This window comes from Streptomyces sp. HUAS MS02 (assembly GCF_055702265.1).
Map to the genome: position 1 here is coordinate 1382363 of NZ_CM146747.1, position 25736 is coordinate 1408098.

The 25736-nt window shown below is 70.6% G+C and carries 25 protein-coding genes; 12 read left to right on the plus strand and 13 right to left on the minus strand.

Going from position 1 to position 25736, the window contains the following annotated elements:
- Window positions 1-8: 8 nt before the first annotated feature.
- The 11 genes from ACZ9QC_RS05990 to ACZ9QC_RS06040 all read right to left on the minus strand — a co-directional run bounded on the left by ACZ9QC_RS05990 (window position 9) and on the right by ACZ9QC_RS06040 (window position 11667).
- Complete coding sequence (locus tag ACZ9QC_RS05990) at window positions 9-434, minus strand: RidA family protein (protein WP_123994215.1); 426 nt, start codon at window positions 432-434, stop codon at window positions 9-11.
- Complete coding sequence (locus ACZ9QC_RS05995) at window positions 434-1195, minus strand: 2-keto-4-pentenoate hydratase (protein WP_055539665.1); 762 nt, start codon at window positions 1193-1195, stop codon at window positions 434-436. Before ACZ9QC_RS05995 ends, ACZ9QC_RS05990 begins: the two co-directional genes overlap by 1 nt.
- Window positions 1192-2229: a 4-hydroxy-2-oxovalerate aldolase gene (gene dmpG, locus ACZ9QC_RS06000; RefSeq protein WP_123994217.1), complete on the minus strand. Its 1038-nt coding sequence runs from the start codon at window positions 2227-2229 to the stop codon at window positions 1192-1194. The genes ACZ9QC_RS05995 and dmpG overlap by 4 nt, the downstream gene beginning before the upstream one ends.
- Window positions 2214-3176: an acetaldehyde dehydrogenase (acetylating) gene (locus ACZ9QC_RS06005; RefSeq protein WP_055539667.1), complete on the minus strand. Its 963-nt coding sequence runs from the start codon at window positions 3174-3176 to the stop codon at window positions 2214-2216. Before ACZ9QC_RS06005 ends, dmpG begins: the two co-directional genes overlap by 16 nt.
- A complete protein-coding gene (locus tag ACZ9QC_RS06010) occupies window positions 3173-4024 on the minus strand; it encodes a 2-keto-4-pentenoate hydratase (RefSeq protein WP_472919162.1) in 852 nt (283 codons plus the stop codon). Before ACZ9QC_RS06010 ends, ACZ9QC_RS06005 begins: the two co-directional genes overlap by 4 nt.
- The gene (locus ACZ9QC_RS06015) at window positions 4021-5496 is read right to left on the minus strand and encodes a 2-hydroxymuconic semialdehyde dehydrogenase (protein ID WP_472919163.1); all 1476 of its coding nucleotides are present in this window, start codon (window positions 5494-5496) and stop codon (window positions 4021-4023) included. The genes ACZ9QC_RS06010 and ACZ9QC_RS06015 overlap by 4 nt, the downstream gene beginning before the upstream one ends.
- Complete coding sequence (locus ACZ9QC_RS06020; protein WP_472919164.1) at window positions 5486-6982, minus strand: amino acid permease; 1497 nt, start codon at window positions 6980-6982, stop codon at window positions 5486-5488. The genes ACZ9QC_RS06015 and ACZ9QC_RS06020 overlap by 11 nt, the downstream gene beginning before the upstream one ends.
- Window positions 6979-8268, minus strand: a complete 1290-nt coding sequence (gene kynU / locus ACZ9QC_RS06025) for a kynureninase (protein WP_472919165.1) — start codon at window positions 8266-8268, stop codon at window positions 6979-6981. The genes ACZ9QC_RS06020 and kynU overlap by 4 nt, the downstream gene beginning before the upstream one ends.
- 126 nt (window positions 8269-8394) lie before the next feature.
- On the minus strand, window positions 8395-9285 hold the full coding sequence (locus ACZ9QC_RS06030) for an alpha/beta hydrolase (protein WP_472919166.1): 891 nt from the start codon (window positions 9283-9285) through the stop codon (window positions 8395-8397).
- Window positions 9282-10451, minus strand: coding sequence for an indoleamine 2,3-dioxygenase (locus ACZ9QC_RS06035; protein ID WP_472919167.1), 1170 nt, complete (start codon window positions 10449-10451; stop codon window positions 9282-9284). Before ACZ9QC_RS06035 ends, ACZ9QC_RS06030 begins: the two co-directional genes overlap by 4 nt.
- A gap of 100 nt (window positions 10452-10551) precedes the next feature.
- Window positions 10552-11667, minus strand: a complete 1116-nt coding sequence (locus ACZ9QC_RS06040) for a DUF5937 family protein (protein ID WP_123994225.1) — start codon at window positions 11665-11667, stop codon at window positions 10552-10554.
- 456 nt (window positions 11668-12123) lie between these two features.
- Between ACZ9QC_RS06040 and ACZ9QC_RS06045 the strand changes: the two genes are divergently transcribed.
- The 8 genes from ACZ9QC_RS06045 (at window position 12124) to ACZ9QC_RS06080 (ending at window position 19447) form a co-directional block, all read left to right on the plus strand.
- Entirely contained in the window at window positions 12124-12750 is a 627-nt protein-coding gene (locus ACZ9QC_RS06045; protein ID WP_472919168.1) for a hypothetical protein, read from the plus strand.
- A gap of 734 nt (window positions 12751-13484) precedes the next feature.
- Window positions 13485-14549: a Rieske 2Fe-2S domain-containing protein gene (locus tag ACZ9QC_RS06050; RefSeq protein WP_472919169.1), complete on the plus strand. Its 1065-nt coding sequence runs from the start codon at window positions 13485-13487 to the stop codon at window positions 14547-14549.
- Window positions 14546-14728, plus strand: coding sequence for a hypothetical protein (locus ACZ9QC_RS06055; RefSeq protein WP_467488110.1), 183 nt, complete (start codon window positions 14546-14548; stop codon window positions 14726-14728). Before ACZ9QC_RS06050 ends, ACZ9QC_RS06055 begins: the two co-directional genes overlap by 4 nt.
- Window positions 14725-15678, plus strand: a complete 954-nt coding sequence (locus ACZ9QC_RS06060) for a PDR/VanB family oxidoreductase (RefSeq protein WP_472919170.1) — start codon at window positions 14725-14727, stop codon at window positions 15676-15678. The genes ACZ9QC_RS06055 and ACZ9QC_RS06060 overlap by 4 nt, the downstream gene beginning before the upstream one ends.
- Before the next feature lie 436 nt (window positions 15679-16114).
- Window positions 16115-17083 (plus strand): ABC transporter substrate-binding protein, encoded by a 969-nt coding sequence (locus tag ACZ9QC_RS06065; RefSeq protein ID WP_472919171.1) that lies wholly within the window; start codon window positions 16115-16117, stop codon window positions 17081-17083.
- Entirely contained in the window at window positions 17080-17853 is a 774-nt protein-coding gene (locus ACZ9QC_RS06070; protein WP_472919172.1) for an ABC transporter permease, read from the plus strand. The genes ACZ9QC_RS06065 and ACZ9QC_RS06070 overlap by 4 nt, the downstream gene beginning before the upstream one ends.
- Window positions 17850-18626, plus strand: coding sequence for an ABC transporter permease (locus tag ACZ9QC_RS06075; protein ID WP_472919173.1), 777 nt, complete (start codon window positions 17850-17852; stop codon window positions 18624-18626). The genes ACZ9QC_RS06070 and ACZ9QC_RS06075 overlap by 4 nt, the downstream gene beginning before the upstream one ends.
- A 26-nt stretch (window positions 18627-18652) precedes the next feature.
- Complete coding sequence (locus ACZ9QC_RS06080; RefSeq protein WP_472919174.1) at window positions 18653-19447, plus strand: ABC transporter ATP-binding protein; 795 nt, start codon at window positions 18653-18655, stop codon at window positions 19445-19447.
- Window positions 19448-19499: 52 nt separating this feature from the next.
- Here ACZ9QC_RS06080 and ACZ9QC_RS06085 read toward each other — a convergent pair whose 3' ends face one another.
- A complete protein-coding gene (locus ACZ9QC_RS06085; RefSeq protein WP_472919175.1) occupies window positions 19500-20183 on the minus strand; it encodes an MmyB family transcriptional regulator in 684 nt (227 codons plus the stop codon).
- Window positions 20184-20457: 274 nt separating this feature from the next.
- Between ACZ9QC_RS06085 and ACZ9QC_RS06090 the strand changes: the two genes are divergently transcribed.
- From ACZ9QC_RS06090 to ACZ9QC_RS06105, 4 genes are read left to right on the plus strand one after another with little or no spacing between them, the layout of a single operon-like run.
- Window positions 20458-21114: a helix-turn-helix domain-containing protein gene (locus tag ACZ9QC_RS06090; RefSeq protein ID WP_045556747.1), complete on the plus strand. Its 657-nt coding sequence runs from the start codon at window positions 20458-20460 to the stop codon at window positions 21112-21114.
- 31 nt (window positions 21115-21145) lie between these two features.
- A complete protein-coding gene (locus tag ACZ9QC_RS06095; protein ID WP_472919176.1) occupies window positions 21146-21676 on the plus strand; it encodes a toxin-antitoxin system, toxin component in 531 nt (176 codons plus the stop codon).
- A gap of 45 nt (window positions 21677-21721) precedes the next feature.
- On the plus strand, window positions 21722-22930 hold the full coding sequence (locus ACZ9QC_RS06100; RefSeq protein WP_472919177.1) for an MAB_1171c family putative transporter: 1209 nt from the start codon (window positions 21722-21724) through the stop codon (window positions 22928-22930).
- Window positions 22914-24338, plus strand: a complete 1425-nt coding sequence (locus ACZ9QC_RS06105; protein ID WP_472919178.1) for an FAD-dependent monooxygenase — start codon at window positions 22914-22916, stop codon at window positions 24336-24338. Before ACZ9QC_RS06100 ends, ACZ9QC_RS06105 begins: the two co-directional genes overlap by 17 nt.
- A gap of 129 nt (window positions 24339-24467) precedes the next feature.
- On the opposite strand, the gene ACZ9QC_RS06110 is transcribed toward ACZ9QC_RS06105, so the two are convergent.
- Entirely contained in the window at window positions 24468-25703 is a 1236-nt protein-coding gene (locus tag ACZ9QC_RS06110) for an IS701 family transposase (protein ID WP_472915873.1), read from the minus strand.
- Window positions 25704-25736 lie beyond the last annotated feature (33 nt).

Sequence of the window (25736 nt, forward strand, 5' to 3'; positions counted from 1 at the left end):
AGGGCGGGTCAGTGTGCGGAGCGGCGGCTGAGGGCGGCGATGGCCTGGATCTCGATGAGCAGGTGCGGGTGCGGCAGCTGGTGGACGGCGACCGTCGTGCGGGTGGGGCCGTGGGCGTCGAAGTACTCGGCGTAGACCTCGTTGTAGCCACCGAAGTCGTTCATGTTCACGAGGTAGGCGGTGATCTGGGCGATGTCCTCCAGGTCGGCGCCGACCGACCGCAGGATGGCGCGCAGGTTCTCGATGACGGCGCGGGTCTGGGCCCGGATGTCGAGGGTGGTCGTGCCCAGGGCGTCGGCCTCGGCGCCCGCGAAGGTGTTGTCCGGCCTGCGGGAGCTGGTGCCGGAGACGAAGACGAGGTCGCCGACGACCTTCACGTGCGGGAACCGTCCCCGGGGGGTGGCCTGCCCGTCGACTACGCGTGCGGTGTTCATCAGCGGCCCTTCAGGGTGACGGTGCCGAGCCCCGCGATGTCGCAGACGGTGACGCCGGGGGTGAGCGGCAGGGCGGCGGTGGCGGCGCCGGCCAGGACGATCTGTCCGGGGGCGAGGGGGATACGGCGCCTGCGGCAGATGTCGAGCAGGGCGTGCAGGGCGGCCAGGGGTGCTCCGAGGATCGCCGCGGTGGATCCGACGGCCTCCGCCTGCGGGGTGCGCAGCCGCACCGCCTTGTTCGCGACGTCGGTGAGCGGGTGCCAGGAGCCGACAGCGTACCCGGCGGCCGAGGTGTTGTCGGCGATGACGTCAGTGACGGTGAAGCGGAAGTCCTGGTAGCGGGAGTCGATGATCTCGATGGCCGGTGCGACCGCGTCCACGCACGAGGCGATGTCGGTCGCAGGGTCGTCGAGATCGACCTGTCGGCTCAGCCGGAACGCCACTTCCGGTTCGACCCGGGGATGGATGAAGTCCGACAGGTCCACCTCGGCGCCGTCGCCGATGCGCATGGCGTCGGTCAGGCGTCCCACGATGATCTCGGAGACACCCATCTGCGCCATCTTGGCCTTGCTGGTGAAGCCCAGCTTCACGCCGGTGAGCCGCTCTCCCCCGGTCTGCCGCAGACCGACCAGGGCTTCCTGCACGGCGTAGGCGTCGTCGATGCCGAAAGAGTGGGTGTCTGCGAGGCCGGGAACGGGGGTGCGCCGGCGAGCGGCCGTATGCAGACGCAGGGCCGGTTCCAGGCGATCGGGCGTGCTCATGCCGTTCCTCCTGCCTCGGCGGGCACACGGGCCAGGTCGAGGGCGATGTCGGTGAGAAGGTCCTCCTGGCCGCCGACCAGACCGCGGCGGCCGGCCTCCTGGAGCAGCAGGCGGGAGTCGAGCCCGTGCCGTGCGGCCACGCGCGCCGCGTGCAGCAGGAAGCTGGAGTAGACGCCCGCGCGGCCGAGGGTCAGGGTGTCGCGGTCGACCTGGACGGGCCGCTCCCGCAGCGGCCGTACGAGGTCCTCGGCGGCGTCCTGGAGGGCGAACAGATCGCAGCCGTGGCGCCAGCCGAGCAGGTCCGCCACGGCGACGAACGGCTCTGCGGGGCAGTTCCCGGCGCCCGCTCCCTGTCCGGCGAGCGCGACGTCCACGCGCAGCGCCCCGCGCTCGACGGCCGTGACGCTGTTGGCGACGGACAGCGACAGGTTCTCGTGCGCGTGGATGCCGATCTGCGTGTCGTCGGCGAGCACCTGGCGCAGGGCGTCGACCCGTTCGGCCACATCGGTCATGGTCAGTCGGCCGGCGGAGTCGGTGACGTAGACGCAGTGGGCTCCGTAGGACTCCATCAGCCGGGCTTGTTCGGCGAGTCGGGCCGGGGCGGCCATGTGGCTCATCATCAGGAACCCGGCGACGTCCATGCCGCTCTCGCGGGCCCAGGCGATGTGCTGCGCGCTGATGTCGGCCTCGGTGCAGTGGGTGGCCACGCGCACGCTGCCCACGCCGAGAGCACGGGCCCGGCGGAGATCGGCGATGGTGCCGATGCCCGGAAGCAGCAGGGTGGTGAGGGTGGCGTTCTCGATCACCTCGGCCGCGGCCCGGATCCATTCTTCGTCGGTGTGGGCCCCGAAGCCGTAGGTGGCGCTGGAGCCGCCGAGGCCGTCGCCGTGGGCGACCTCGATGGCGTCCACCCCGGCCCGGTCGAGTGCGGCCACGATGTCGCGGACTTGGGCGGTGGTGTAACGGTGCCCGACGGCGTGCATGCCGTCCCGCAGGGTCACGTCCTGGACGTAGAGGTTCACTGGCTCACCCATCCTCGGAGTTCGGCCATGCGCTCGGCTGTCCGCAGGGCGGCGGAGGTCATGATGTCGAGGTTGCCGGCGTATTCCGGCAGGTAGTGGCCGGCGCCGCGGACCTGGAGGAAGCAGGTGACCTGCGTGCCCGTCACATGCCGGCCGAGGTGCGGGATCCACACCTCCCGCAGGGCGTCGAACTGCACGTCCTGCACGAGTTCGTAGCCGGGCACGTACTCCTGGACGTCCCGGACCGCCTGCCGTACCGAGTCCTCGACGGCCCGCAGCGTGCCGGCCGTGGCGTCTTCGACGACGCAGTAGACGGTGTTGCGCATGGACACCGGCGGGTCGGCCGGGTTGAGCACGATGACGGCCTTCGCGGTGCCCGCGCCCGCGACCTCGCGCAGGGCCCGGGCGGTGGTCTCGGTGAACTCGTCGATGTTGGCACGGGTACCGGGCCCGGCGGAGCGGGTCGAGAGGGAGGCCACGATCTCGGCGTAGACCACCGGAGCCACCCGGGAGACGGCCGCGGCGACGGGTACGGTGGCCTGCCCGCCGCAGGTGACCATGTTGACGTCGTCGGCGGCGAGGTGCTTCTCCAGGTTCACCGAAGGGACGGTGAGCGGCCCCGAAGCGGCCGGCGTGAGGTCGACGAGCAGTTTGCCGTGGGCGCGGCAGACTTCGGCGTGCCGGGCGTGGGCGCCGGCCGATGTCGCGTCGAACACGATCCGGACGTCGGCGAACTCGTCCATCTCCAGGAGACCGTCGATTCCCGCAGGGGTGGTGGCCACGTGCAGGCGCCGGGCGCGCGCCAGGCCCTCGGAGGCCGGGTCGATGCCCGCCAAGGCCGCCATGCGCAGGTTCTTCGACTGCCGGATGACCTTGACCATCAGGTCGGTTCCGATGTTCCCCGAGCCCAGGACGGCGACCTTGACGCCGTCGGCCCGGGCGGTGGTTCCGGTGCTCATGCGCTGTCCTCCGTACGGGGCTCGATCAGGGCCTCGACCGTGCCGAGTCCGTCCAGTTCCAGGCGGTAGCGGCCACCGTCGTTGATCTCCGCCATCGGTCCCAGGGCACCGGACATCACCACGTCGCCGGCGCACAGGGGCCGGCCCCGGCGGGCCAGTTCGCGCGCCAGCCAGGTGACGGCGACGACCGGGGAGCCGAGGCAGGCGTGACCGGCACCGAAGGAGACGGGCTCGTCGTCGCGGTACAGCGTCATCCCGACCCGGGCCAGGTCGAGCCCGGCCAGGGTGTGCGGGACGGTGCCGAGGACGACGGCGCCGCTGGAGGCGTTGTCGGCGACGGTGTCGGTGATGGTCAGGTCCCATCCGGCGATGCGGGAGTCCACGATCTCGACGGCCGGCAGGACGAAGGCGGTGGCGCGCAGGACGTCCGCGACGGTGGCGCCGGGCCGGTCGAGATCACGGTCGAGGACGAAGGCGATCTCCCCCTCGGCGCGCGGCTGTATGAAGCGGTCCAGGGCGACGGGCTCGCCGTGGGCGAGGACCATGTCGTCGAAGAGCATCCCGAAGTCGGGTTCGAAGACGCCGAACTGCTCCTGTACGGCGGGCGCGGTCAGGCCGATCTTGGCACCGACCCTTCGTGCTCCCGCGGCCAGCCGCGCGGAGGCGAGACGGCTCTGCACCTCGTACGCGGTGTCGACGCCGGTGTCGCCGAGCAGGTCACGGATGGGGGCACAGGGCGTTCCGGTGGCGGCTGCGCGGGTCAGGCGGGAGACGGCGGCCTCGACGGCGTCGTCTCCTCCCGTCGGCGGGGCGGGTGTGTTCGGCTCGGTGTCGGTGTCGGTCGTCATAGCTGCACGCACACATTCGTGGGCTCGGTGTAGAAGTGGAGGGAGGAGGCGCCGCCTTCCCTGCCGATGCCGGAGAGCCCGGCGCCGCCGAAGGGAGAGCGCAGGTCGCGCAGGAACCAGGTGTTGACCCAGGCCATGCCTACGTCCATACGTTGGGCGACACGGTGACCGCGGCGCAGGTCGTTGGTCCACACGGCGGCGGCGAGACCGTAGTCGGTGTCGTTGGCCAGGGCGATGGCCTCCTCCTCGGTGTCGAACGGGATGAGCGCGGCGACGGGACCGAAGATCTCCTCGCGTACGGGGCGGTCGGCGTTGGTCAGCCCGGTCCACAGGGTGGGTTCGATCCACGCGCCGCCGTCGAGGGCCGGGCCGAGGGCCGGTGTGCCGCCTCCGGTGACGACCTTGGCGCCGGCCTGCTCGGCGAGGTCGAAGTAGCGCAGCACCTTGCGCCGGTGCTCCTGGGAGATCAGCGGGCCGGTGGTGGTGTGCGCGCTGAACGGGTCGTCGAGCCGCAGCCGGCCGGCCCGCTCGGCCAGGCCGTCGACGATGTCCGTGAACACGGCCCGGTGGACGTAGACCCGCTCGGTGCACAGGCACACCTGGCCCGTGTTGGTGAACACCGACCGGGACAGCCCGTCGAGCGCCTCGTCGACATCGACGTCGTCGAAGACGATCGCGGCGTTCTTGCCGCCGAGTTCGAAGGACACCGGGCGCACCCCGGGCGCCGCCGCCCGCATGACCGCGGTCCCGGTGGCGGACGATCCCGTGAACGTGATCCCGTCCACGCCCGGATGGGTCACCAGGAACTCGCCCGCGGAACCGGCGCCGAAGCCGTGCACGACGTTGTAGGCCCCGGCGGGCAGACCGGCGTCGGCCAGCACCTCGGCCAGCAAGGCCGCGGTGGACGGGGTTTCCTCGCTGGGCTTGACGACCACCGCGTTGCCGCAGGCGAGCGCGGGGGCGACCTTCCAGGTGAGCAGCAGCAGCGGCAGGTTCCAGGGCACGATCACGGCCACCACGCCCAGCGGTTTGCGCACCGCGTAGTTGAGGGCCTGGCGCCCGTCCGGCAGGTCGGTGAGGTAGGAGTCCTGGCCGGCCGCGGCCACGATGTCGGCGAACGTGCGGAAGTTGGCGATCGCGCGGGCGACGTCGAGTTCGCGGGCCTGGGTCACGGGCTTGCCCGTGTCGCCGACCTCCGCGGCCACGAACTCCTCGAAGCGCTGCTCGATCAGGTCGGCCGCCCGGCGCAGCAGCGCGGTGCGTTCCCGTACGGGAGTGTGGGCCCAGCCATCCGCCAGGGCGCCGCGTGCCGAGCGGACCGCGCGGTCGACCAGGGTCCGGTCCGCCTCGTGCACCTGGGCGAGGGGCGTGCCGGTGGCCGGGTCGGTCTTCGTGAAACAGCGTTCCTCGTCGGGTTCGGCGAAGGTGCCGCCGACGAAGTTGCGGATGACGGGCAGCGGTTCAGCGGACATGGGGTGCCTCCTGAGGGTTGGGTTCGCCCGCCTCCTTGTTCGGCGCGACGGGTGCGTCCCTGCGCATCACGTGGCGGACCTTGAGGGCGTAGACCAGGAGCAGGGCGAGGGTGAAGCCGGAGCCGACCCAGGCGGCCTGCGCCATCACGGGCACCACCGCGGCGGTCGAGGCCACCGCCAGCACACCCGCGATGCCGGCCCAGGCCGTCCAGGCGCCGCCCGGAACCCGCAGGTCCTGCGGTGCGGCCGGTTGAGCGGAGCGGCGGAACGCGAGGTAGGACGCGAGGATCAGCAGCCACACCAGGAGGACGGAGAAGATGGCGACGGAGACCAGGAGGTTGAAGACGCTGTTGACCTTGAAAGCGGCCAGCAGGGCTGCCGCGACGATGCCGACGGCTGAGACCAGCAGGGCCCGCACCGGGACCCCGCGGCGGCTGAGACGGGCCACGGCGGCGGGGGCGCATCTGTCGTGGCCCAGGGAGTGAAGGAAGCGGCTGGCCGCGTAGAGCTGCGCGTTGGCCGAGGAGATCGCCGCGATCAGCACGATCGCGTTGGTCAGCGAGGCGGCGGCCGGAATGCCGACCTGGGTGAAGACGTGGACGAACGGGCTGCCGTCGACGCCCCCGTCACCGCCTGCGACGTCCCGCCACGGCACGAGGGTGACGATGAGCCCTATGGACAGGATGTAGAACAGTCCCAGACGCCAGATGAGCGCGCGCATCGCGGTGCGGATGGACCGTGCGGGGTCGGCTGCCTCCGCCGCCGAGATGGAGACGGTCTCGAATCCCACGAAGGCGAACATCACGACGGACAGGGCGGTCCAGACGGCCGTCAGCCCGTTGGGGAAGAAGCCGCCACCCGAGGTGAGGTTTCCCAGGCCCGTGGCCGGCGTGTGCGGCAGTCCGACGAACACCAGCAGCAGTCCTGCCGCGATGAACACCACCACTGCGGTCACCTTCACGCTCGACAGCCAGAACTCCGCGAAGCCGAAGGACCCGACGCTGAAGAGGTTGACGCCCAGTACCACGGCGGAGACGGCGGCGATGAGCAGGAGCATCGGGGCCTGCGGCCACCAGTAGCGGATGTAGATCGCCGCGGCCACCACCTCGCCGCCGATGGCGACCGTCGTTCCGGCCCAGAACAGCCACCGGACGACGAAGCCCGCCCAGGGGCCGAGATAGAGGTGGGCGATGGTCCCGAAGGTTCCGCGCACGGGATGGGCGATGGTCATCGCCGCCAGCACCCGGGCGATGATGGCGACGAGTACCGCGCCCGCGATGTAGGAGAGGATCACGGCAGGGCCTGCTATGCCGATGGCCGAACCGGACCCCAGGAAGAGGCCGGTGCCCAGTGCGCAGCCGAGGCCGATCATGGTGGTCTGGCGGTGGGTGAGCGAGCGTACGAGCTCGCCCGGGTGCTGTTGGTCCCCGCCTGCGACGGCCGCCTGCCCAGGCGGGAGGGGGGCCGGGTTGCCGGTCTGGGTCATCTTTCCTCCGGTACGCAGTGGGCCAGCGCGTCGGCGGCCCGCCAGCAGTCGTGGAAGGTGGAGTAGAGGGGCACCGGTGCCAGCCGGATGATGTCCGGCTCGCGGGCGTCGGCGACGACTCCGTGCTCGTGGCGCAGCTTGCGGGCCAGGTCGGCCGCGCTCGTACGGCCGACGCGCAGCGACAGCTGGGCGCCTCGGCGTTGCGTGTCCCTGGGAGTGATCACCGTCAGTGGACGGGTGTGGGTGATCGCGTCGAGAAGTCCCTCCAGGTACCCGGTCAGCTTCTCGCTGCGCGCCCGCAGCGCCGCCATGCCGACGGTGTCGAACAGTTCCAGCGAGGTGCGTACCGGGCCCATGGCGAGAATCGGCGGATTGGAGATCGCCCATGCGTCGGCGGTGGCCGGCGGCTGGGAGACCGGTTCCATCCGGAACCGGGTGGCGGCGTCGGTGCTCCACCACCCTTCCAGGCGCTGCAGGCCGCGGTCGGTGACGTGCCGCTGGTGGATGAACACCCCCGACAGCGCGCCGGGTCCGGAGTTGAGGTACTTGTAGGAGCACCAGGCGGCGAAGTCGACGTCCCAGTTGTGCAGATGGAGCGGGACGTTGCCTGCCGCATGGGCGAGGTCCCAGCCGACCGTCGCGCCCGCGGCGTGGCCGGCTGCGGTGATGGCGGGGATGTCCATCAGCTCGCCGGTGAGGTAGTTGACGCCGCCCAGCAGCATCAGGGCCACGGTGTGTCCGTGCCGGTCGAGGAAGTCGACGACGTCCTCCGTGCGCAGGCAGTCCTCCCCGGGACGCGGACGCAGCCTGGTGACCGCCTGGTCCGGATCGAGGCCCCGGAAGCGCACGTGGCTGCGCACCGCGTAGCTGTCCGAGGGGAAGGCGCTGTCCTCGATCACGATCTGTGTCCGCTCGCCCTGGGGGCGGTAGAACGAGACCATCAGCAGATGCAGGTTCACCGTCAGGGAGTTCATGACGACGGTCTCTTCGGGCAGCGCCCCGACCAGGCGCGCGGCCGGCTCGGTCAGCAGGCGGTGATAGCCGAACCACGGGCGTACGGCGTCGTGGTGGCCTTCGACGCCGAAGCGGCTCCAGTCGGAGAGGTCCTGTGTCAGTTCCGCGAGGGTGGCCTTGGGCTGCAGGCCGAGGGAGTTGCCCGCGAGGTACGCGGTCTCGGTGTATCTGCCGCCGTCGGCGGGCGGTACGTGGAACAGCTCGCGGTGCCCGGGGAGGGCTTCGTCGAGCTGGTGGGCCTCGGCTTCGGAGGCGGTGGGTCGCGCGAGCAAGGCAATACCCTTCTGGGAAATGGAGCCGGATGACCGATGCGGGTCGACGCAGGCGCCGAAGCGGAGCGCGTGGGCCGAAGGTGGTCATGAACGGGCTGGTCGCTCTGGTGGCAGGGAGTGAAGCGGTCAGCGCCGAGCCGCGGCCAGACGCATCAGACGCAGGGTCTCGTCATGAACTCGGGCGGAGGGCACGGCGAGTTCCACGGGAGAGTCGAAGTGGTTGCGCCCGGACTGCTCGAACGCGGTGACCGGGCAGCCCTGCCGGCGCAGATGCTCCGCGAACGCGCGCGACTGCCGCTTGAACTCGTCCGTCTCACGTTCCCCCCAGGCGATCACCACGGGGCAGCGGACCGAAGGCGTCAGCAACAGCGGACTGCAGTCCTGGACCTCGCTGCCGTCGATGGCCACGACGTCATTGACGTAGGTCTGCCGTACCAGGGTCAGGTCATAGATCCCGCCGAAGAGCACCGCGCCCGCGATGGGGTCCGCGGGCAGACCCCACTGCCGCCACGGCGTGGCGAGCAGCATGGCGGCCAGGTGAGCGCCGGCCGAGGATCCGGAGACCACGATCCGCTCGGGGTCGATTCGGTGGTCGGCCGCCCGGCGCCACAGCCAGACGAAGGCCCTGCGCACCTGGTCGACGATGTCCGAGAGCCGGGCTCGCGGGGCGAGGGTGTAGTCCGGAGTGGCGTAGACAGCACCCGCCTTCACCATGGCGGGAGCCGGGAACACGGTGTCCTCCTTGGACAGCTGCTGCCAGTATCCGCCGTGGACGAAGAAGAGAGCGGGTCGGCTCTGCGGGCCCGGTCCCGAAGGACCGTAGACGTCCAGGCGATCGTCGTGTCCCGGTCCGAAGCGCAGGTCGCGACGGGCTACCGCGGCCAGCTCCTGTCGGGCGAGACGGCTGCGGTCCGCGTAGTCGTCCAGGAACGGCCGGATGTCGTCCACCATGCTGCTGGGTGAGTACTGGGCGTCCAGCTGGCTTTGGTCGAAGTCCCCGTACACAGGTGCTGTCATGGCAGCAGCCGATCGGTGGTCTCCTCCCGCGACTTCTTCAGAAAGGCGACGAAGTCGCTGCCGCCGGTTCCCTTGGCGGTCTCCTGGTCGCTCTGGAACCGCTTGATGTAGCGCCCGGTGATGCCGATGTGCTGGGCCCGGAGCCGGACCAGGGCGTCCACCGCCGCGTTGTAGGCGTCGCCGAGCCGGGGGTGGGTGCCGCGGCCTCGCTCGACGCATTCACGGACCGACGGACCGGCCTCGAGATCCTCCAGGAAGCGGCGGTGGGGCGCGGGCATGTGTGCGCGCATGCCGGTCAGGAATCCCGCCGTCATCCCGTGCGGGTGCGGTATGTCGAGTCCGGCGTCGAAGGCCTGGATGAGGGAGCTCTGTGCGGCGCTCCCGCCGGCCAGCACCAGCGGTTCCCGGTCCACGCCCTCGAAGCGCAGCCCCGGCGCGGACCATCCCGTGAGGAACGGCCTGATGCGATGGTAGAAGACGTAGTGATCGCACCAGCGCTCGACGTCGAGGAACGCGTCGGTCACCTTGTCGACGACATCACGGATACCGAGCAGCGCCTCGGTGAGACCGGCCTGGTCCTCGGCCGCCGCCGCGTGCTGGGCCCGCACGAGCAGGGGCAGCCCGGGAGCGCCGGCGAGTTCGACGCCCACCGTCGCCAGATAGAACCACTTCTCGTCGACGCCGCCGAGAAACGTCACCTGGGTGTCGATGTTCGACATGCTCAGCGGTTCACGGGCGTCGATGCGCCGCCAGTTGTGGAGCACGATGGAGGCGTGGGAGATGATCGGCGCCCGGTCCAGGGCTTCGGCGAGCGTGTGGAGCGGTTGCGCCAGCGGTGCCGGAAGCGTGTCCGCGGGTGTGTCGGTGACCCACACGTACGCGTTCGCGAGAGAGCACAACAGCAGCATGGCCCGTTCCTGCTCCCCGCTGGAGTGCAGCCGGTCCGGTGCGAGGACGGGCAGCGATTCGACCGCCGGGCGCATCCGCCCTGTCATGATCAGGGCTGCGATGTTCCGCCCGAGCCGCTCCCACGGTTCGTAGTATGTCGGCAGCGCGTCCACCGGGTCCTCGGCGGGCACGAACCCGTGCACGGCATCGATGGCGTACTCGCCCAGCGCGGCCACTCGGGGCCGGGGAGCGCGTATGCGCGTCGTTTCAGGGATCATTGCGCTTCCTCCTCGTGCGTCTCCACGAGGCTGCCCTTCCCACGAGCTGGGGCATATGGACGCCGGCACGAACTCGGCGGCCTCCGATTGGGCTCGGGCACTATGACGTCGCGGTGTCGTCGCTCCTCAGGAAGCTCTCCAGGCCCGGGGTCAGGCCCGCCACCTGCCCGGGCACGAGCCGGTACAGGACGTAGTAGCCCTCGCGGCGGCGCTCCAGCAGGCCCGCGTCCGCCAGTACGCGCAGGTGCTTGGACAGGGCGGCCTCGCTGACGCCGACGAGCGGGGCCAGTTCCTGGGTGCTGCGTGGGCGTTCGGCGATCAGCCGGAGGGCGCGCAGCCGGGTGTCGTCGGCGAGCGCCCGCAACGTGCCGACGAGCTGGGTGGGTGGAATCCTTGGGCGGGCTTCCCGGGCGATGGAGGAGACCGGGAAGACGAGGCCGAGAGGCCACGGACCGTCGCAGTTGACGCGTACATGCGGCCACACATAGGCGCTGGGGGCGAGTACGAGGGTGTCGTCCGGACCGATGGCGACCTCGTGATCGTGCGGTCGCTCCAGCCAGAAGCGTTCGGTCTGAGGATCGCTGCGCACCTCCGGCCACAGGCCGCGCAGCATCCCGTACAGACCGCGCTGCTCGATCTGGTGCCCGGCCTCGCTGACGCCGGCGGCGAGTTCGGGTTCGAGCCGTGCCCATTCCTCCTCGAACGCCTCCCGCCAGTAGCGCTCCAGCATGCTCAGGAACCGTTCGAGCAGCGCGCGGGGGTCGTCGAGGAGCATCGCGGCGATGGCGTCGTCGCTCTCCCGTGCGAGCCGCTCCCGCAGCAGCCGGCGTACGTCCGGTTCGTCCAGCACGTGCGGGTCCCTGCCCTGGCCGCCGCCCGGCCATGGCGAGAGCAGCGGAATGGCGAACTCCAGCCGGACCAGCTCCGGATCCGCCGTGCGCAGGGCGGCCAGTTCGCCTTCGAAGTCCGCCAGTCCGCCGGTCGGCTGCGGAAAGAGGAACTCGGGGAAGTACGAGCGCACCGCGTAGGAGAACGCCTCGATCTCCCGCTTCAGCGCCGGGGACAGCTTGCGCATCGCCCGCACCCAGCCGTGCTGGACGGGGTGGTGCTTGGGCTCCACCAGCACATGGAGACTCAGTACGGCTTCCATTGTCGGCGAGTAGGCGAACCCCACCCGCTCCGCACCAGTGGCTGGAATCCGGAACACGATCGTCATGACCCATCATCCTCTACCGGGCCACGGCCGCGGGCACGCCGTTCTCGCCGTGCCTGCCCCGACATGCTGAGCGTATGCAGGACGGCGTCCGATGGCCATGCCGGTCTCCCGCAGCACCGCGCTGCGCCATCTGCGGCACTTGCCACTGCCACAGCAGGTGGTCCCGAGGGTGATCGGCGTGGACGGAGCCGCGGCCGCCGCGCGCTGAGCAAGTCGCCTGGCCGGCTCCGACGGCCACTGGGACGGCTGAGCCTGCGTCGACGCCACCGTCATCGGTACCTACGCCAAGGGGCTCGCCCCGGACAGCCCTCCAGCGACCCGGATGCCGCCTGGTACCTGAGGCCGACCGCGAAGCTCTTCGACCTGGTCGTCGTCGACGGGGCCAGTCAGAGCTCCATCGCTTCGGTCCTGCCGCTGGTGTTCCGCGCTCGGCGGGCCTTGATCATCGATGATCCGATGCAGCTGAGTCACATCCCCGGCATCTCACCGGAGCAGGGGCGTCAGGCGCGTGTCAGGGCGGGTCTGAGCGCGGCCTGGCTGGAGGACCGCCGCCTCGCCTACCACGTGCACTCTTCGTACCACGCCGCCGCGCAGAACGGCGACACCGCGCAGGCATACGAGCAACTCGCCTCCGCAGCGGTCCATGCGGACGGGGTGCACATCGGAGCCTGGAACGAGACCCCGGCCCTGCTGCTCAGCACGGAAATCTCCCTGGGCGACCCGCTCACCGTTCACGCCCTGCACGCCGACGGCCCCGACGGCTGGCTGCACATCCCGGACGGCACCCCCGCCACAGACATCGACCTGCCCCTGGAGAACAAAAACCCGACCATAGGCATCGTGAAGCCAGGCAAGGGCAAGGACCCCGACACCTCCGAGCCCGGATACCAGGTCCGCCCCGACGACTACCAATGGTTCCAGCGTGCCCTGGCCCGGGTTGGCGCCGCCGGCCTCACGGCCTTCGCCGGCGACGGCGAATCCACCGCCGCGCTGCTTACCACACGTCAGGGCAGCGACTTCTTCCAAGGCTTCGCCCACGTCAACCTGAACACCGCTTCCCTGTGCGGTGATCGACTTCAATGATCTCCTCCTCGGTCCTCACCCGGCCAAGAGCACAAGCCGGGTGATCAAGACACCTGAACGATCACGCGTCCGTCAGTGGGGAGATCTCATGTCCGCGAGCGGGGAGACGATCAGACCACCTGCAGGGAACTTCGCATTTCCGCCGCCAACAGGGGCGAGCCCACCCGTTCACGGCGGTCCTCACCACATCAGCTTGCCCCGCCCCGCTGCCCCAACCCGCTTCTGCGAGGACACCAACAGCTGTGCCAGGCAGCCGTCCGCCTCTCCCCACGCGGATTGATTCCGTCTGCCACCTTCCTGACCTGCGATAACCCAGCCAGGTGCGCCAAGGCGGGCCGATTCGACCCGGATTCGACCCGGCACGCCCTTGCGGCAGCGTTGACCAGTCTTGAACTGCGAGAATGCAAACTCTGCCGGTGTACCACTCAAGAACGGGCAAGAAAAAGGTGCGTTCACCAACGTAAGTCCCACTTCCGGACAATCTCGGCATCACTACGATCAGACGTGGTCGCCAAATCCATCAGCGGCCGCCGCAGGAGCGAACCACCCAGCGGCGGTGCTCCGCAGCCCTGCCAGTGATGAGCAAGGCACCCGACAAGGCCCTGACCAGCTCGTTTACAGAGACACTTCCGCCTGGCAGAAGCCGCCTTGCGCGGCCACCCCAGCCCTCAGGACGCTGAGTCCAACCACGGCACGCGGGGCGACGACGCCCCGCCGACAGGGACGGGAACCCCATGCCTCACATGACCGCCTTCGCCAGGAACCAGTGGTACGTCGCCGCCTACGCCGAAGAGGTGGGGCGGGAGCTGCTGGGTCGGACGATCCTCGGTGAGCCGCTCGTCTTCTACCGGACGGAGGAGGAGGGCACGCCCGTCGCGCTGCACGACCGGTGCGTGCACCGCCGGTACCCGCTGTCGAAGAGCGGGCTGGACGGGGACCGCATCGTGTGCGGCTACCACGGCTTCACGTACGACACGACGGGCGCGTGTGTGTACGTGCCGGGGCAGAAGCGGGTCCCGCGGACGGCCCGCGTGGCCTCCTACCCGGTCGTCGAGCAGGACTCGCTGATCTGGGTGTGGATAGGCGACCCGGCGCTCGCCGACCCGCAGAGCATCCCGCGCGCGAAGCACCTGGCCGCCCCCGGCTGGACGACCGTGCGCGGTATGGAGCCGATCGACGCCGATTACGGCCTTCTCGTCGACAACCTGCTCGACCTCTCCCACGAGACCTATCTGCACGGCGGCTACATCGGCACCCCCGAGGTCGCGGAGACGCCGATCACCACCGAGGTCGACGAGGGCGCCGGTGTCGTGCGGGTGAGCCGGCACATGGACGACGCCGAGTGCCCGCCCTTCTACGCGAGGTCGACCGGCATCGAGGGACGCATCACCCGCTGGCAGGACATCGAGTACTTCGCCCCCTGCCTGTACCTGCTGCACAGCCGGATCGCGCCGGTGGGCGTGCTCCCCGAGGCGGACGGCAGCGACCCGAACGGCTTCCACACCGAGATCACCTACGCGATCACCCCGTCGACGGACGGCAAGGTGTACGACTTCTGGATGGTCTCCCGGGACTGGGCGACCGACGACGACGAGGTCACCGGGTTCCTGAGGGGCAACAACCACACGGTCGTCATGCAGGACGTCGTCGCGCTGAACCTGCTCCAGGAGACGCTGGGCTCCGAGCGCACCGGCTACCAGGAGCTGAGCATCAACATCGACACCGGTGGTCTGGCCGCCCGCCGTATCCTCGCCCGGCTGGTCGAGCAGGGGGAGAAGCCGGTGGAGAAGGTCCAGTGAGCACACCGCCCACCTTCCGGACCGGAGAGGTCTACCGCATCGCCTGGCTGCCGGGCACGGACATCCTGCACGGCACCTGTCACTGCGGGCGCGAGCACACCGCGCAGGACCCCATCGAGATGTGGGAGTGGATGCTCGCCCACCCGCAAGGACACGAGCCGCAAGGAAACACCTCATGACCTCGTCCTCCACCTCGTCCGTGCACGAGGCCGAACTCATCGTCGACAGCCGGGAGTTCGTCGCCGACGGCGTGCTGTCCCTCACTCTGCGGCATCCGCTGGGCGAGGAACTCCCGGCCTGGGAACCGGGCGCGCACATCGATGTGCTGCTCGGCCCCGGACTGGAACGGCAGTACTCGCTGTGCGGCGACCCGGCGGACCGGCACACCTGGCGGATCGGGGTGCTGCGGGAGCCCGACGGACGCGGTGGATCGGCGTACGTGCACACGGAGTTGGCGCGCGGCGACAAGATCCGGGTGCGCGGCCCGCGGAACAACTTCGCGCTGGAGCCGGTGCCCCGCTACCGGTTCGTGGCCGGCGGCATCGGCATCACCCCCATCCTGCCGATGCTGGCCGCCGCCGAGGCGGCGGGCGCGGAGTGGTCGCTGCTGTACGGCGGACGCAGCCGTGAATCCATGGCGTTCCAGCAGGAGTTGGCCGTGTACGGGGACCGGGTGACGGTCGCTCCGCAGGACGAGAGCGGACTGCTGGACCTCGGGTCCGTGCTGGACGGGCTGCCCGAGGACACCCTCGTCTACTGCTGCGGTCCCGGACCGCTGCTCGACGCGGTCGAGGAGCGGTGCCCGGGCAAGTCGCTCCGCATCGAGCGGTTCCGGCCGAAGGAGCAGGAGACCGGCCCGGACGGCGAGTTCGAGGTCGTGCTGGAGCGGACGGGGAAGACGGTCACGGTTCCCGTCGGGGTCTCCGTGCTCGACACGGTGCGGGCCGCCGGGGTCGAGGTGCTGTACTCCTGCACGGAGGGCACGTGCGGAACCTGTGAGACGGACGTCCTGGAGGGCACCCCGGACCACCGCGACTCGGTGCTCAGCGACGAGGAGCGCGCGGCCGGGGAGACCATGCTCATCTGCGTGTCCCGCTGCCAGGGCTCGCGGCTGGTGCTCGACCTGTAGGGGCGGCGGCGCCGGGGGCCAGGGCTCGCGCCCGGCCCGCGGCCGCCCCCGTCACGCACGTTCGCAGGTCCGGGCGACCTCTCTGCGCGTCCGCGCGGGATGCTCCGCGTCCGAGGGCCCGGATGACCGCGAGTCCCCGCTCGAAGGAACCGGACGAAGTGCGGTTCGCGGGCCGCGCCGAACCAGTCTCGATCGGGCATCGTCGCCTCCAGGAACCCGCTCGGAGACGCCCGGCACGCGCGATCCGTACGCACGGTGGTGCGATCCGTACACACGGGGTGCGCTCTGCGCACGCCTGCAGCACCCTTTCGAAACTGTCAACGACCCTGCACAGTAAGGGCATTGACCCACCCGCACCGACGCTCTACGTTCGCCCTGTGCACTGCCGTGCGGTCCACGCACACATTGCCGAGCAACTGTCCCATTAGGGGGAGCCATGCGTCGTCTGCCCATCGGCCTCGCGGCCGGCGCTCTGTTTCTGGCCGCCACGGGCTGCGGTTCGTCCGACTCCCCGGGGTCTAGCGGGGCCGACACGTCCGGCGGTACCACCACCCTCGAGATCGGCATCATTCCCATCCTGGATGTCGCTCCGGTCTACCTGGGCCAGAAGAAGGGTTTCTACGCCGAGCGCGGCCTCGAACTGGAGCTGACGCCCACTCAGGGCGGTGCCGCGATCGTGCCGGGAGTCGTCTCCGGCCAGTTCCAGTTCGGGTTCAGCAACACGACGTCACTGCTGGTCGCCCAGTCCAAGAACGTGCCCGTCAAGGTCGTGGCCAACGGTGTGGCGTCCACTGCCGAGAAGGGTGCCGACTTCTGCGGCATCACGGTGAAGAAGGACAGCCCCATCAAGTCCCCCGACCAACTGGAGGGCAAGAAGGTCGCGGTCAACACGCTCAACAACATCTGCGACACCTCGATCAGGGAGTCGATCCGCAAGGCGGGCGGCGACCCGTCGCAGGTCGAGTTCGTCGAGATGCCCTTCGACCAGATGCCCGCCGCGCTCGACAAGGGTCAGGTCGACGGGGCCTGCACCCCGGAGCCCGCGCTGGCCACCGTCAAGGCGGCCGGCGGCCGGTCCATCGCGTCGAACTTCTTCGACGTGGACCCGAACCTCACCGTGGCCATGTACTTCACCTCCCAGCAGTACGCCCAGAAGAACCCGGAGCTGGTGAAGAAGTTCCAGGAGGCGACCGTCGAGTCCCTCGAGTACGCCGACAGCCACCCGGACGAGGTCCGCGAGATCCTCACCACGTACACGAAGATCCCGAGCGACCTGCTGGACCAGCTGACCCTGCCCCACTTCCCCGCGGAACCCGACCGCGCCTCCATCGAGCGGTTGGCCGAACTGGGCGTGCAGGACGGTCTGTTCGACAAGACCCCGGACCTGGACAAGCTGCTGCCGTGAGGACGGGCAACACCGCACTGGGCGCGGCCGGCCTCGTGGGGTTCCTCGCGCTGTGGGAGGCGGTCCCCCGGGTCGGCATCATCAAGGAGGACTATTTCCCGCCGGTCAGCCGGGTCGCCGGCGCCCTCGGCACCGAGTTCGCCGACGAGGCGTTCTGGACGGCGCTCGGCGACACCCTCACCGGCTGGGCGGTCGGACTGCTGATCGCCGTCACCGCCGGGATCCTGGTGGGGATCGTCATCGCCGTCGTGCCGTATCTGCGCGAGGCGACCTCCTCCACGATCGAGTTCCTGCGCCCGATCCCCTCGGTCGCGCTGATCCCGCTGGCGGTCCTGCTGTACGGCAGTGAACTGCGTTCGGTGCTGCTGCTGGTGGTCTACGCGTCCTTCTGGCAGGTCCTCATCCAGACCCTGTACGGCGTCCAGGACGTCGACCCGGTCGCCGAGGAGACCGCCCGCTCCTACGGCCTCGGTACGTGGGCGCGGATCCGCCATGTGCTGTGGCCCACCGCCCTGCCGTACGTCATGACCGGCGTCAGGCTGGCCGCGGCGGTGGCGCTCATCCTGGCCGTGACCGCCGAACTGGTCATCGGCGCACCGGGGTTGGGGCAGCGCATCGCCGTCGCGCAGACCTCGCAGGCGGTGCCGGAGATGTACGCCCTGGTGGTGGTCACCGGGCTGCTGGGGCTGCTCATCAACGTGGGGGCGCGGACGGTGGAGCGGCGGGCGCTGGCCTGGCACCAGTCGGTGCGCGGGGAGGTGGCGGTGTGAGCCGTTTCCTGCTGCGGCCGCTGTTCGTCCTCGCCCTCCCCCTCGTCCTGGTCACGGTCTGGTGGTTCGCGTCGGCGGGCAGCACCGATGTGTTCTGGCCGCCACTGCGCACGATCCTCGCCACGTTCCCGGACGTCTGGACGGCCGAGCGGCTGCGCGCCGACGTCCTGCCCAGCCTCCTGCGCCTGACCGCCGGGTACGCCCTGGCGGCGGTCGTCGGTGTGGCGCTCGGCACGGTCATCGGCAGCCACCGGTGGGTGCGGGCGGTCTGCGAACCGGTCCTGGAGTTCCTGCGGGCGGTGCCGCCGCCGGTTCTCGTCCCGGTCATCGTGCTGTTCGCGGGCATCGGCGACACGATGAAGATCGCCGTGATCGCGAGCGGCTGTGTCTGGCCGATCCTGCTCAACACGGTCGAGGGCGTCCGCGCGGTGGACTCCGTGATGTCCGAGACGGCGAGGTCGTACGGCATCACGGGCGCGGCGCGGCTGCGGAACGTCGTGCTGCCCTCGGCGAGCCCGCAGATCTTCGCGGGGCTGCGCCAGGCACTGTCCATCGGCATCATCCTCATGGTCATCAGCGAGATGACCGCGGCCAGCAACGGACTGGGCTACACCATCGTCCAGTTCCAGCGCGGTTTCGCCATCCCCGACATGTGGACCGGCATTCTGGTCCTCGGTCTGCTGGGGTTCCTGCTGTCCGTCGTCTTCCGGCTGGTCGAGCGGCGCGTGCTCGGCTGGTACCACGGTCTGCGCGCATCCTCCCGGCGGTCGTAGTGAAACTCGAGAAGGAGCGGCGGGCGATGCACGCCTTGCTTGACGTGGCGGGCCTGAAGAAGGTCTACGAGGGTTCCGGGCGCCGGGTGGAGGCGGTGCGGGACCTCACCTTCACCGTCGACCCCGGCGAACTGGTCTGTCTGGTGGGCCCGTCGGGCTGCGGCAAGACGACCCTGCTGAAGTGCGTGGCGGGGCTGATGAGGCCGACGGCGGGTGAAGTCCACCTGGCGGGACGGCCGGTGGAGGGCCCGCCGCCGGGCATGGCAGTCGTCTTCCAGGAGTACGGGCGCAGCCTCTTCCCCTGGATGCGGGTCCGCGACAACGTCGAACTCCCGCTCAAGCAGAAGAGGTTGAGCCGGGAGCGACGGCGGGTGCTGGTCGACGACGCGCTCGCCTCGGTCGGTCTGTCCGACGCCGCCGGGGCGTATCCGTGGCAGTTGTCCGGCGGGATGCAGCAGCGGGTCGCCATCGCCCGCGCGCTGGCGTACGAGCCGGACGTCCTGCTGATGGACGAGCCGTTCGCGGCGGTCGACGCCCAGACCCGCGCCGACCTGGAGGATCTCGTACGGGGTCTGTGGCGGGAGCGGGGGATCACGATCCTCTTCGTCACCCACGACATCGACGAGGCCGTCTACCTGGGCGAACGTGTCCTGATCCTGTCCGCCTCCCCCACGGTCGTCCAGGAGCAGCTGAAAATCGATCTGCCCGCTGAGCGCGACCAGTTGCACACCCGCGTGGCCCCGCGCTTCGCGGAACTGCGCACCCATGTGTACGAGCAGATCCAGGTGGCCAAACGGGGGACCGCGCTGGAGAAGGACTGACCTCCGGCGCCGTCGGCGACCTGAACGCCGGCGGCGCCGGAGGGGGCGCGGCTCACCTCTCGGAGGTGGGCACCACGCTCAGGTGGGTCGATGCGGGGCGGCGCGGCCGACGGGCCCTGCGGGCGTGGTCGGTCGGACGGCCCACCTCGTGCAGGACGAGGGTCATCCGGTGGTAGCCGAGGTCCCGAAGGGTGTCGGGGCTCTCGCCGACGACCCGACAGTGGGTCGCGCCCCAGCGCGGGTCGGGGTGGACCAGGGGCCGGACGGCGCCGTCGTGCCGGACGGCGCCGGGGCCGACGGTGCGCAGCCAGTGCGGCAGGCCGTGGCGGTAGGCGGCGTCCATGATGGGGTCCTGGGCGATGTCCCGGCGGATGGACTGCAGGCCCCGGTCCTGGGGGTGGCGCTCCACGGCGGCGGCGAAGTGGGCGAGCATCGGCAGGCACCAACTGGACTCGTGGTCACCGAGAACGGTGGCGGCGTCCGGGTGGAAGAGCACGAAGCGAAGGAAGTTGTCGTCCGGCAGGGCCGTCGGGTGGGGGCCCACGCCGGTGAAGAGCGCGCGGAACGCGGCGTTGCTCAGGACGACGTCCCAGCGGTGGTCGAGGACGACGGACGGGAACAGGACGGAATCCAGCAGTACGGCGTAGTCCTGGAGATAGGCCTGCGCTTCCTGGGCTTCGAGAGTGTCGGGGACGGGCCGCGGTACCGACCGCTGCCCTCCTGCCTGATATGCCATCGGGAGGTCACCCCTCTTGCCTATGCGGCCTTCACGCGGCGCCTTGATCCTGCTGCCCCGGGCGGAGGCGTGTCAACTATCGTGGCATTCGACGCCGGTTGACGGCTGAATCTCGCCACAGTTGTGGCGAGGCCTGGATGTGAGTTCGACCGAACCGCTAGTCTCCCCGCAGTTCACGGTGTACTTGCCGGGACCAGGGTCTCGCGCCAGGCTTGGATCCACGGATTCCGCAGTACCGCGAAATTGGCCGGAGAGAGACGTAGGAGATCTGTCGGTGACGGATGGCTTCGAGGTTCCGGACGCCGCGGCGACGGTTCTGCTGCCGGCCGTCGTGGCCCGTGTCACCGCGCTGGCGGACAAGTTGCGCGTGGGGCACGCGGAGGTGTTCGACACCCGGCGGCTCTCGGTGGCCTCGGGTGTGCCGGAGGCGGTCGTGAAGGCCCTGCTGAGCGGTCGGCGAGCCGGTGAGCCGGACGTCCAGGCCCGCTTTCTGCAACGCCTCGACCTGCTGCGACGCACCCGGCTCAAGCCCAACGGCCGCAAGTACACGCAGCAGGAGATCGCCGACGGCGCGGGTATGTCGCGCCAGCAGGCGGGTGCCCTGATCAACGGGGACCGGCGTCCCACGATGGAGCACTGCGACGCCATCCAGCGCTTCTTCAGGGTCCACGCCGGCTTCCTGACCGCCGAGGATCCCGAGGCGCTGGCGAGTGCCCTGATGCGGACCGAACAGGAGCTCCTCCAGCAACTCGCCGACCGCGAGCGCGCGGCGGCCGAGGCCGCGGACGACCCGTTGCAGCGGCTGCTCCAGAACCACGGTGTGCGTTCCATCGCCTGGCGGGCGGCGCAGCTGCCCACCGACCAGCACCGCGACAAGGTCGCGGAGTGGTTGGACATGCTGCTGGAGAGCGTCAAGCGGCCCGAGTCCTGACCGGGGGAGATCTGTGGGCATCGGAAGGGAAATGCGCCGTCTGTGCGGCGAGTTGGTCGGCGAACTCACCCTGCCGGCACCGGCGGACCCCGCCGACCTCTACAGCGCCCTGTGCGACGCCATGAGCCGCCGCCGCGGCCGCCCCGTCCACTACCGCACCGCCGTCTTCCCGCCCGGTACGGCCAGTGGGCTGTGGCTGGACATGGCCGAGCAGGATCTGGTCGTCATCGAGGAACGCACCGCGCCCGACCACCAGCTGGTGATCCTCGGTCATGAGCTGTGGCACATGCAGGCCGGGCACTGCGGGCAGCACGTGGACGGCTCCACCGTCGCCACGCGCTTATTGAGCCAGGACGCCGACCTGCAGGAGACCGTGCTGAGGGTCGCCGCCCGGACCCGGTTCGACCTGTCCGACGAGCAGGACGCCGAGAGCTTCGGACTGCTGCTGGCCAGCAAGTGCCGTATGTGGCTGGCCGGTTCGGCGCTGCGTGGGCCGGTGCGCCGGGACCACCTGGCCGGACGCATCGGGGCCTCGCTCGGCTACCGCGGGCCGCAGGGCTGAGCGGCGCGGACACCGAGACGCCGAGACGCCGAGAATTCTGAAGACATGGACGGGTCCAGCTACTACGTTCCGGCCGTCGCGATGGCGATCGCCCTCGCCCTCAAGACGCCCGCGCTGCTGCGCAACTGGGGTGATCCCCTGATCAGGTCCGTGTGCGCGCTGATGACCCTGGCCGCCCTGGTCTTCTGCTTCGCCGCGCCGCCGACGATCATCGAGCTGAACCGCGTCACGGGCGTCACGAACGTCTCGGCCGCCGTCGTCTATCTGCTGCTGAGCGCGTTCAGCGGCTCCTGCCTGGTGCTGATCACCAACTGGCGGGGCGGCCCGCCGGAGACGACCCGTCGCCTCTCGCGCCGCTGGATCGCCGGGTACGGCGCGGTGTGCGTGGCGATCGTGGTGCTGTTCGTGCTCGGCGAGGCCCCCGTGGAGCGGGTGCGGGACTTCGACACGTACTACGCGGGCGCCCCGTTCCTGCGCGAGATGATCGTGCTGTACCTGACCGGGTTCATGGTCGCGGGGCTCGCGATGAACGTGATGTGCTGGCGCTGGGCGCTCCAGGTGCGCGGCTGGCTGCGCGCGGGGCTGCTGATCATCGCGTTCGGTTTCCTGCTCAACGTCCCGTTCGCGGCGGTCAAGCTGATCGCCGTGGTGGCCCGCTGGCAGGGCGGCGACCTGGACTATCTGAGCACGTACGTGGCGCCCGTGCTGTCGTCCGTCGGCGCGCAGGTCTGCGCGGTCGGCTTCTGTCTGCCACTGGCCGGGGAACGCATCGGGGACTCCTGGACCATCTGGTCCATGTACCGCCGGCTCGGCCCGCTGTGGCGGGAGTTGCGCCCCGTCTGGGCCCAGGCGAGCCATGAGGTGCGGATCTCCTGGTGGGCGCCGGCCCGGCTCCAGATGACACAGCGCGAGTCCGACATCCACGACGGCATGCTCAGCCTGTACCCGTACTTCGACGCCGAGGTGCGGGCCAAGGCGTACGACGCGGCCGTCGCGTCGGGTTCGGAGCCCGTCCAGGCGCGGGCCGAGGCCGACGCGGCGATGGTGACGGCGGCGGTGCGGGCGATGGCGGACGATCCGGAGGGCCGGGTCATCAGCTCGGCCCCGGCCGACGCCCCGGCCCCGCCGGCCGAGAACCCCCGTGACCTCGTGCGGATGTCCATCGCCCTGCGTCAGTCACCCGTCGTAGCGGCCGCCCGCGAATGGGCCGCCGCGACCAGGTCAGGAAGCGACTTCCATGAGCGAACCTCTTAGCGGCCCGCGCGACGGCGCGGTCACGACTCCCCGGCGTGCCGTCGTCGTCGGCGCGGGCCTGGCCGGTCTGCTGGCCGCCGCCGCGCTGCGCGACCACGCCGAGGTCACCGTCGTCGAACGCGACGCACTGCCCGAGGGTCCGGAGCCCCGTAAGGGCGTTCCCCAGGCCCGGCACGCCCATCTGCTCTGGTCGGGCGGGGCCCGGGCGATGGAGGAGCTGCTGCCGGGCGTCACCGACGCCTGGCTGGCCGCGGGTGCCCGGCGCATCCCGCTGCCGACCGGGCTGGTGTCCCTGTCACCGCAGGGCTGGGTGCGCCGCTGGCCGGAGATGGAGTTCATGATCGCGTGCAGCCGCGATCTGCTGGAGTCGGTCGTCCGCGCCCGGCTCGTCGCCGACCCCCGCGTCACCGTGCTGGAGCGCACCGAGATCCTGGGCCTGGCGGGCGACGCCTCCCGGGTGACGGGCATCCGGCTCTCCGTCGACGGCGAGGAACGGGTGCTCACGGCCGACCTGGTGGTGGACGCCGCCGGGCGCGGTTCGCGGGGCACGGCCTGGCTCGACGCGCTCGGGGTCGCGCCCGCGCCGATGGAGGAGGTCGACTCCGGTCTCGTGTACGCGAGCCGGATCTTCCGGGCACCGGCGGGCACCGAGGAGTACCCGGTGGTCAATGTGCAGCCGGACGGGTCGCAGCCGGTGCCGGGGCGGAGCGCGACGCTCGTGCCCATCGAGGGCGGGCGGTGGCTGGTGACGCTGTCGGGCACCCGAGGCGGTCAACCGACCGCGCGATCCGAGGAGTTCGAGCCGTTCGCCCGGGACGACGTCCGGCATCCCGTCGTGGGCGAGCTGATCTCCCGCGCCGAGCCCCTGACGGACGTCGTGGTCACCCGCAGCACGATCAACCGGCGCCGCTTCTTCGAGAAGGTGTCCGGCTGGCCCGACGGTTTCGTCGCGATCGGCGACTCGGTCGCCACGTACAACCCGATCTACGGCCACGGCATGTCCGTCGCCGCGCAGAGCGCTCTCGTGCTGCGGGAACGGGTCGCCGCACTCGGTCTCACGGCGCCGGGGCTGGCGCGCCGGGTGCAGAAGGCGGTGGCGAAGCCGGTGAGCCTGGCCTGGGAGCTGGCCACCAGCACGGACATCCGTTACCCGGAGGCCATCGGCAAACAGCCGAACGCGGCGCAGAAGCTCTTCGGACGCTACGCGGAGCGGCTGATGCGGACCGCGCTCGGCCGGCCCCTGGTCTTCCGGGCGTACCTCGGCGTGATCACCCTCACCGCGCCGATCGGTGCCCTGGTCCGGCCGGAGGTCGTCCTCGCGGTGCTGCGCGGCCCGGTCAAATCCCCTTTGACGGAACCGCCCCTGACGGAGGATGAGCGAAGAACGGCGCTGGGAGCGGGCTCCTAGTAGTGCTTCGTTAGGTTGTGGGCTGTCTGCGGCGTCTCCGAGGGCTGGGTAGGGGGCGGCCGCAGGTGGTGCAGGTACCGGTCCAGCACCTCAGCAGGTCCTGAAGGACGTCGAGGACCTGGTAGAGGGTTAGGCCGGTGTGCGGACTTTTGGGTCGAGCCGCCGCAGGGTGAGGAAGGCCTGGGCGGCGGTGACGAGGGTGACGTGGTGGTGCCAGCCGCGCCAGGTGCGGCCCTCGAAGTGGTCCAGCCCCAGGCCGTGCTTGAGCTCGCGGTAGTCGTGCTCGATCCGCCAGCGCATCTTGGCCCATCGCACCAGGTCAGCGGCCGGTGTGGTGGCAGGCAGGTTCGATATCCAGTAGTCCGTGGGAGTGTCCTGGCCGTCCGGCCACTCGACAAGGAGTGTCTGGACAGGCAGGACGCCGTCCCACCGGTTGCGGCCGCCGCCCGCCTCCTGGGCTGCGGCCAGGGACTGCTTGCCCGCGGGCCGCACCCTCAGCACCGCGAACCGTGAGGTCATCGCGCCCTTGCTGCCCTGCCTCCAGGTCACCTCGGTGAACCGCTCTGCCCCCGCCTGTGCTGCGAGGACACAAACGGCTCGCGGTGGGGTGCGGTAGCGGGGAAGGGTGGGCGGTCCGAGCCCGCCATAGGCAGGCCGGCCAGGCTCGGCATCCTCCGCATGGGCGACTTCCTTCCCGGTCAGGGCCAGGACATAGGCCAGCCCGCGCTCCTCCAGACCGAGCCGGAAGGGGGTGCTGACGCCGTAGCCGGCGTCGGCGACCACGACCGGCGCCTTCAACTGCCAGGTGGCGAGTGTGTCCAGCAGGCCGAGCGCCAGACGCCACTTCTCCCGGTGCACCACGCCGTCGGGGACGCCTGCCCTGCGGCATCGGTCCGGCTCGTCCGTCCACTCACGCGGCAGATACAACTGCCATTCCAACGGGCACGAGGCGGTGTCGGTGGCGGCATGGACACTGACCGCGACCTGGCAGTTCGCCCGTTTGCCGACCGCTCCGCAGTACTGGCGGGCCACCCCGACCGACGCCGTGCCGCACTTGGGGAACGACACATCGTCGATCACCCACACCTCGGGCCCGACAACTTGGGACAGCCGCTCGGCGATCCGCCGCCTAACCGGCAGCGGATCCCACGGTGACTGGCTCACGAACTGCTGCAGGGCCTGCATGTTCCCGTCCGGCAGACGCTCGGCCATCGGCTGGACCGACTTGCGCCGACCGTCCAGCATCAGACCCCGCAGATAACACTCGCCCCACCGCCGCTGATCACGCCGCGACAACGACCCGAACACATCGGCAACGAACTCCGCCAACTCACCCCGGAGCCGTTCCACCTCCCCCAACCTCACCCGAGGAAGCTGCCCACGAACAGCCGAGATCAC

Bases quoted from the DNA above. Each gene is read 5' to 3' on its own strand.
- ACZ9QC_RS05990 (WP_123994215.1), bottom strand. From the start codon at position 434: ATGAACACCGCACGCGTAGTCGACGGGCAGGCCACCCCCCGGGGACGG.
- ACZ9QC_RS05995 (WP_055539665.1), bottom strand. From the start codon at position 1,195: ATGAGCACGCCCGATCGCCTGGAACCGGCCCTGCGTCTGCATACGGCC.
- dmpG (WP_123994217.1), bottom strand. From the start codon at position 2,229: ATGGGTGAGCCAGTGAACCTCTACGTCCAGGACGTGACCCTGCGGGAC.
- ACZ9QC_RS06005 (WP_055539667.1), bottom strand. From the start codon at position 3,176: ATGAGCACCGGAACCACCGCCCGGGCCGACGGCGTCAAGGTCGCCGTC.
- ACZ9QC_RS06010 (WP_472919162.1), bottom strand. From the start codon at position 4,024: ATGACGACCGACACCGACACCGAGCCGAACACACCCGCCCCGCCGACG.
- ACZ9QC_RS06015 (WP_472919163.1), bottom strand. From the start codon at position 5,496: ATGTCCGCTGAACCGCTGCCCGTCATCCGCAACTTCGTCGGCGGCACC.
- ACZ9QC_RS06020 (WP_472919164.1), bottom strand. From the start codon at position 6,982: ATGACCCAGACCGGCAACCCGGCCCCCCTCCCGCCTGGGCAGGCGGCC.
- ACZ9QC_RS06030 (WP_472919166.1), bottom strand. From the start codon at position 9,285: ATGACAGCACCTGTGTACGGGGACTTCGACCAAAGCCAGCTGGACGCC.
- ACZ9QC_RS06035 (WP_472919167.1), bottom strand. From the start codon at position 10,451: ATGATCCCTGAAACGACGCGCATACGCGCTCCCCGGCCCCGAGTGGCC.
- ACZ9QC_RS06040 (WP_123994225.1), bottom strand. From the start codon at position 11,667: ATGACGATCGTGTTCCGGATTCCAGCCACTGGTGCGGAGCGGGTGGGG.
- ACZ9QC_RS06045 (WP_472919168.1), top strand. From the start codon at position 12,124: ATGCAGCTGAGTCACATCCCCGGCATCTCACCGGAGCAGGGGCGTCAG.
- ACZ9QC_RS06050 (WP_472919169.1), top strand. From the start codon at position 13,485: ATGCCTCACATGACCGCCTTCGCCAGGAACCAGTGGTACGTCGCCGCC.
- ACZ9QC_RS06060 (WP_472919170.1), top strand. From the start codon at position 14,725: ATGACCTCGTCCTCCACCTCGTCCGTGCACGAGGCCGAACTCATCGTC.
- ACZ9QC_RS06065 (WP_472919171.1), top strand. From the start codon at position 16,115: ATGCGTCGTCTGCCCATCGGCCTCGCGGCCGGCGCTCTGTTTCTGGCC.
- ACZ9QC_RS06080 (WP_472919174.1), top strand. From the start codon at position 18,653: ATGCACGCCTTGCTTGACGTGGCGGGCCTGAAGAAGGTCTACGAGGGT.
- ACZ9QC_RS06085 (WP_472919175.1), bottom strand. From the start codon at position 20,183: ATGGCATATCAGGCAGGAGGGCAGCGGTCGGTACCGCGGCCCGTCCCC.
- ACZ9QC_RS06095 (WP_472919176.1), top strand. From the start codon at position 21,146: ATGCGCCGTCTGTGCGGCGAGTTGGTCGGCGAACTCACCCTGCCGGCA.
- ACZ9QC_RS06100 (WP_472919177.1), top strand. From the start codon at position 21,722: ATGGACGGGTCCAGCTACTACGTTCCGGCCGTCGCGATGGCGATCGCC.
- ACZ9QC_RS06105 (WP_472919178.1), top strand. From the start codon at position 22,914: ATGAGCGAACCTCTTAGCGGCCCGCGCGACGGCGCGGTCACGACTCCC.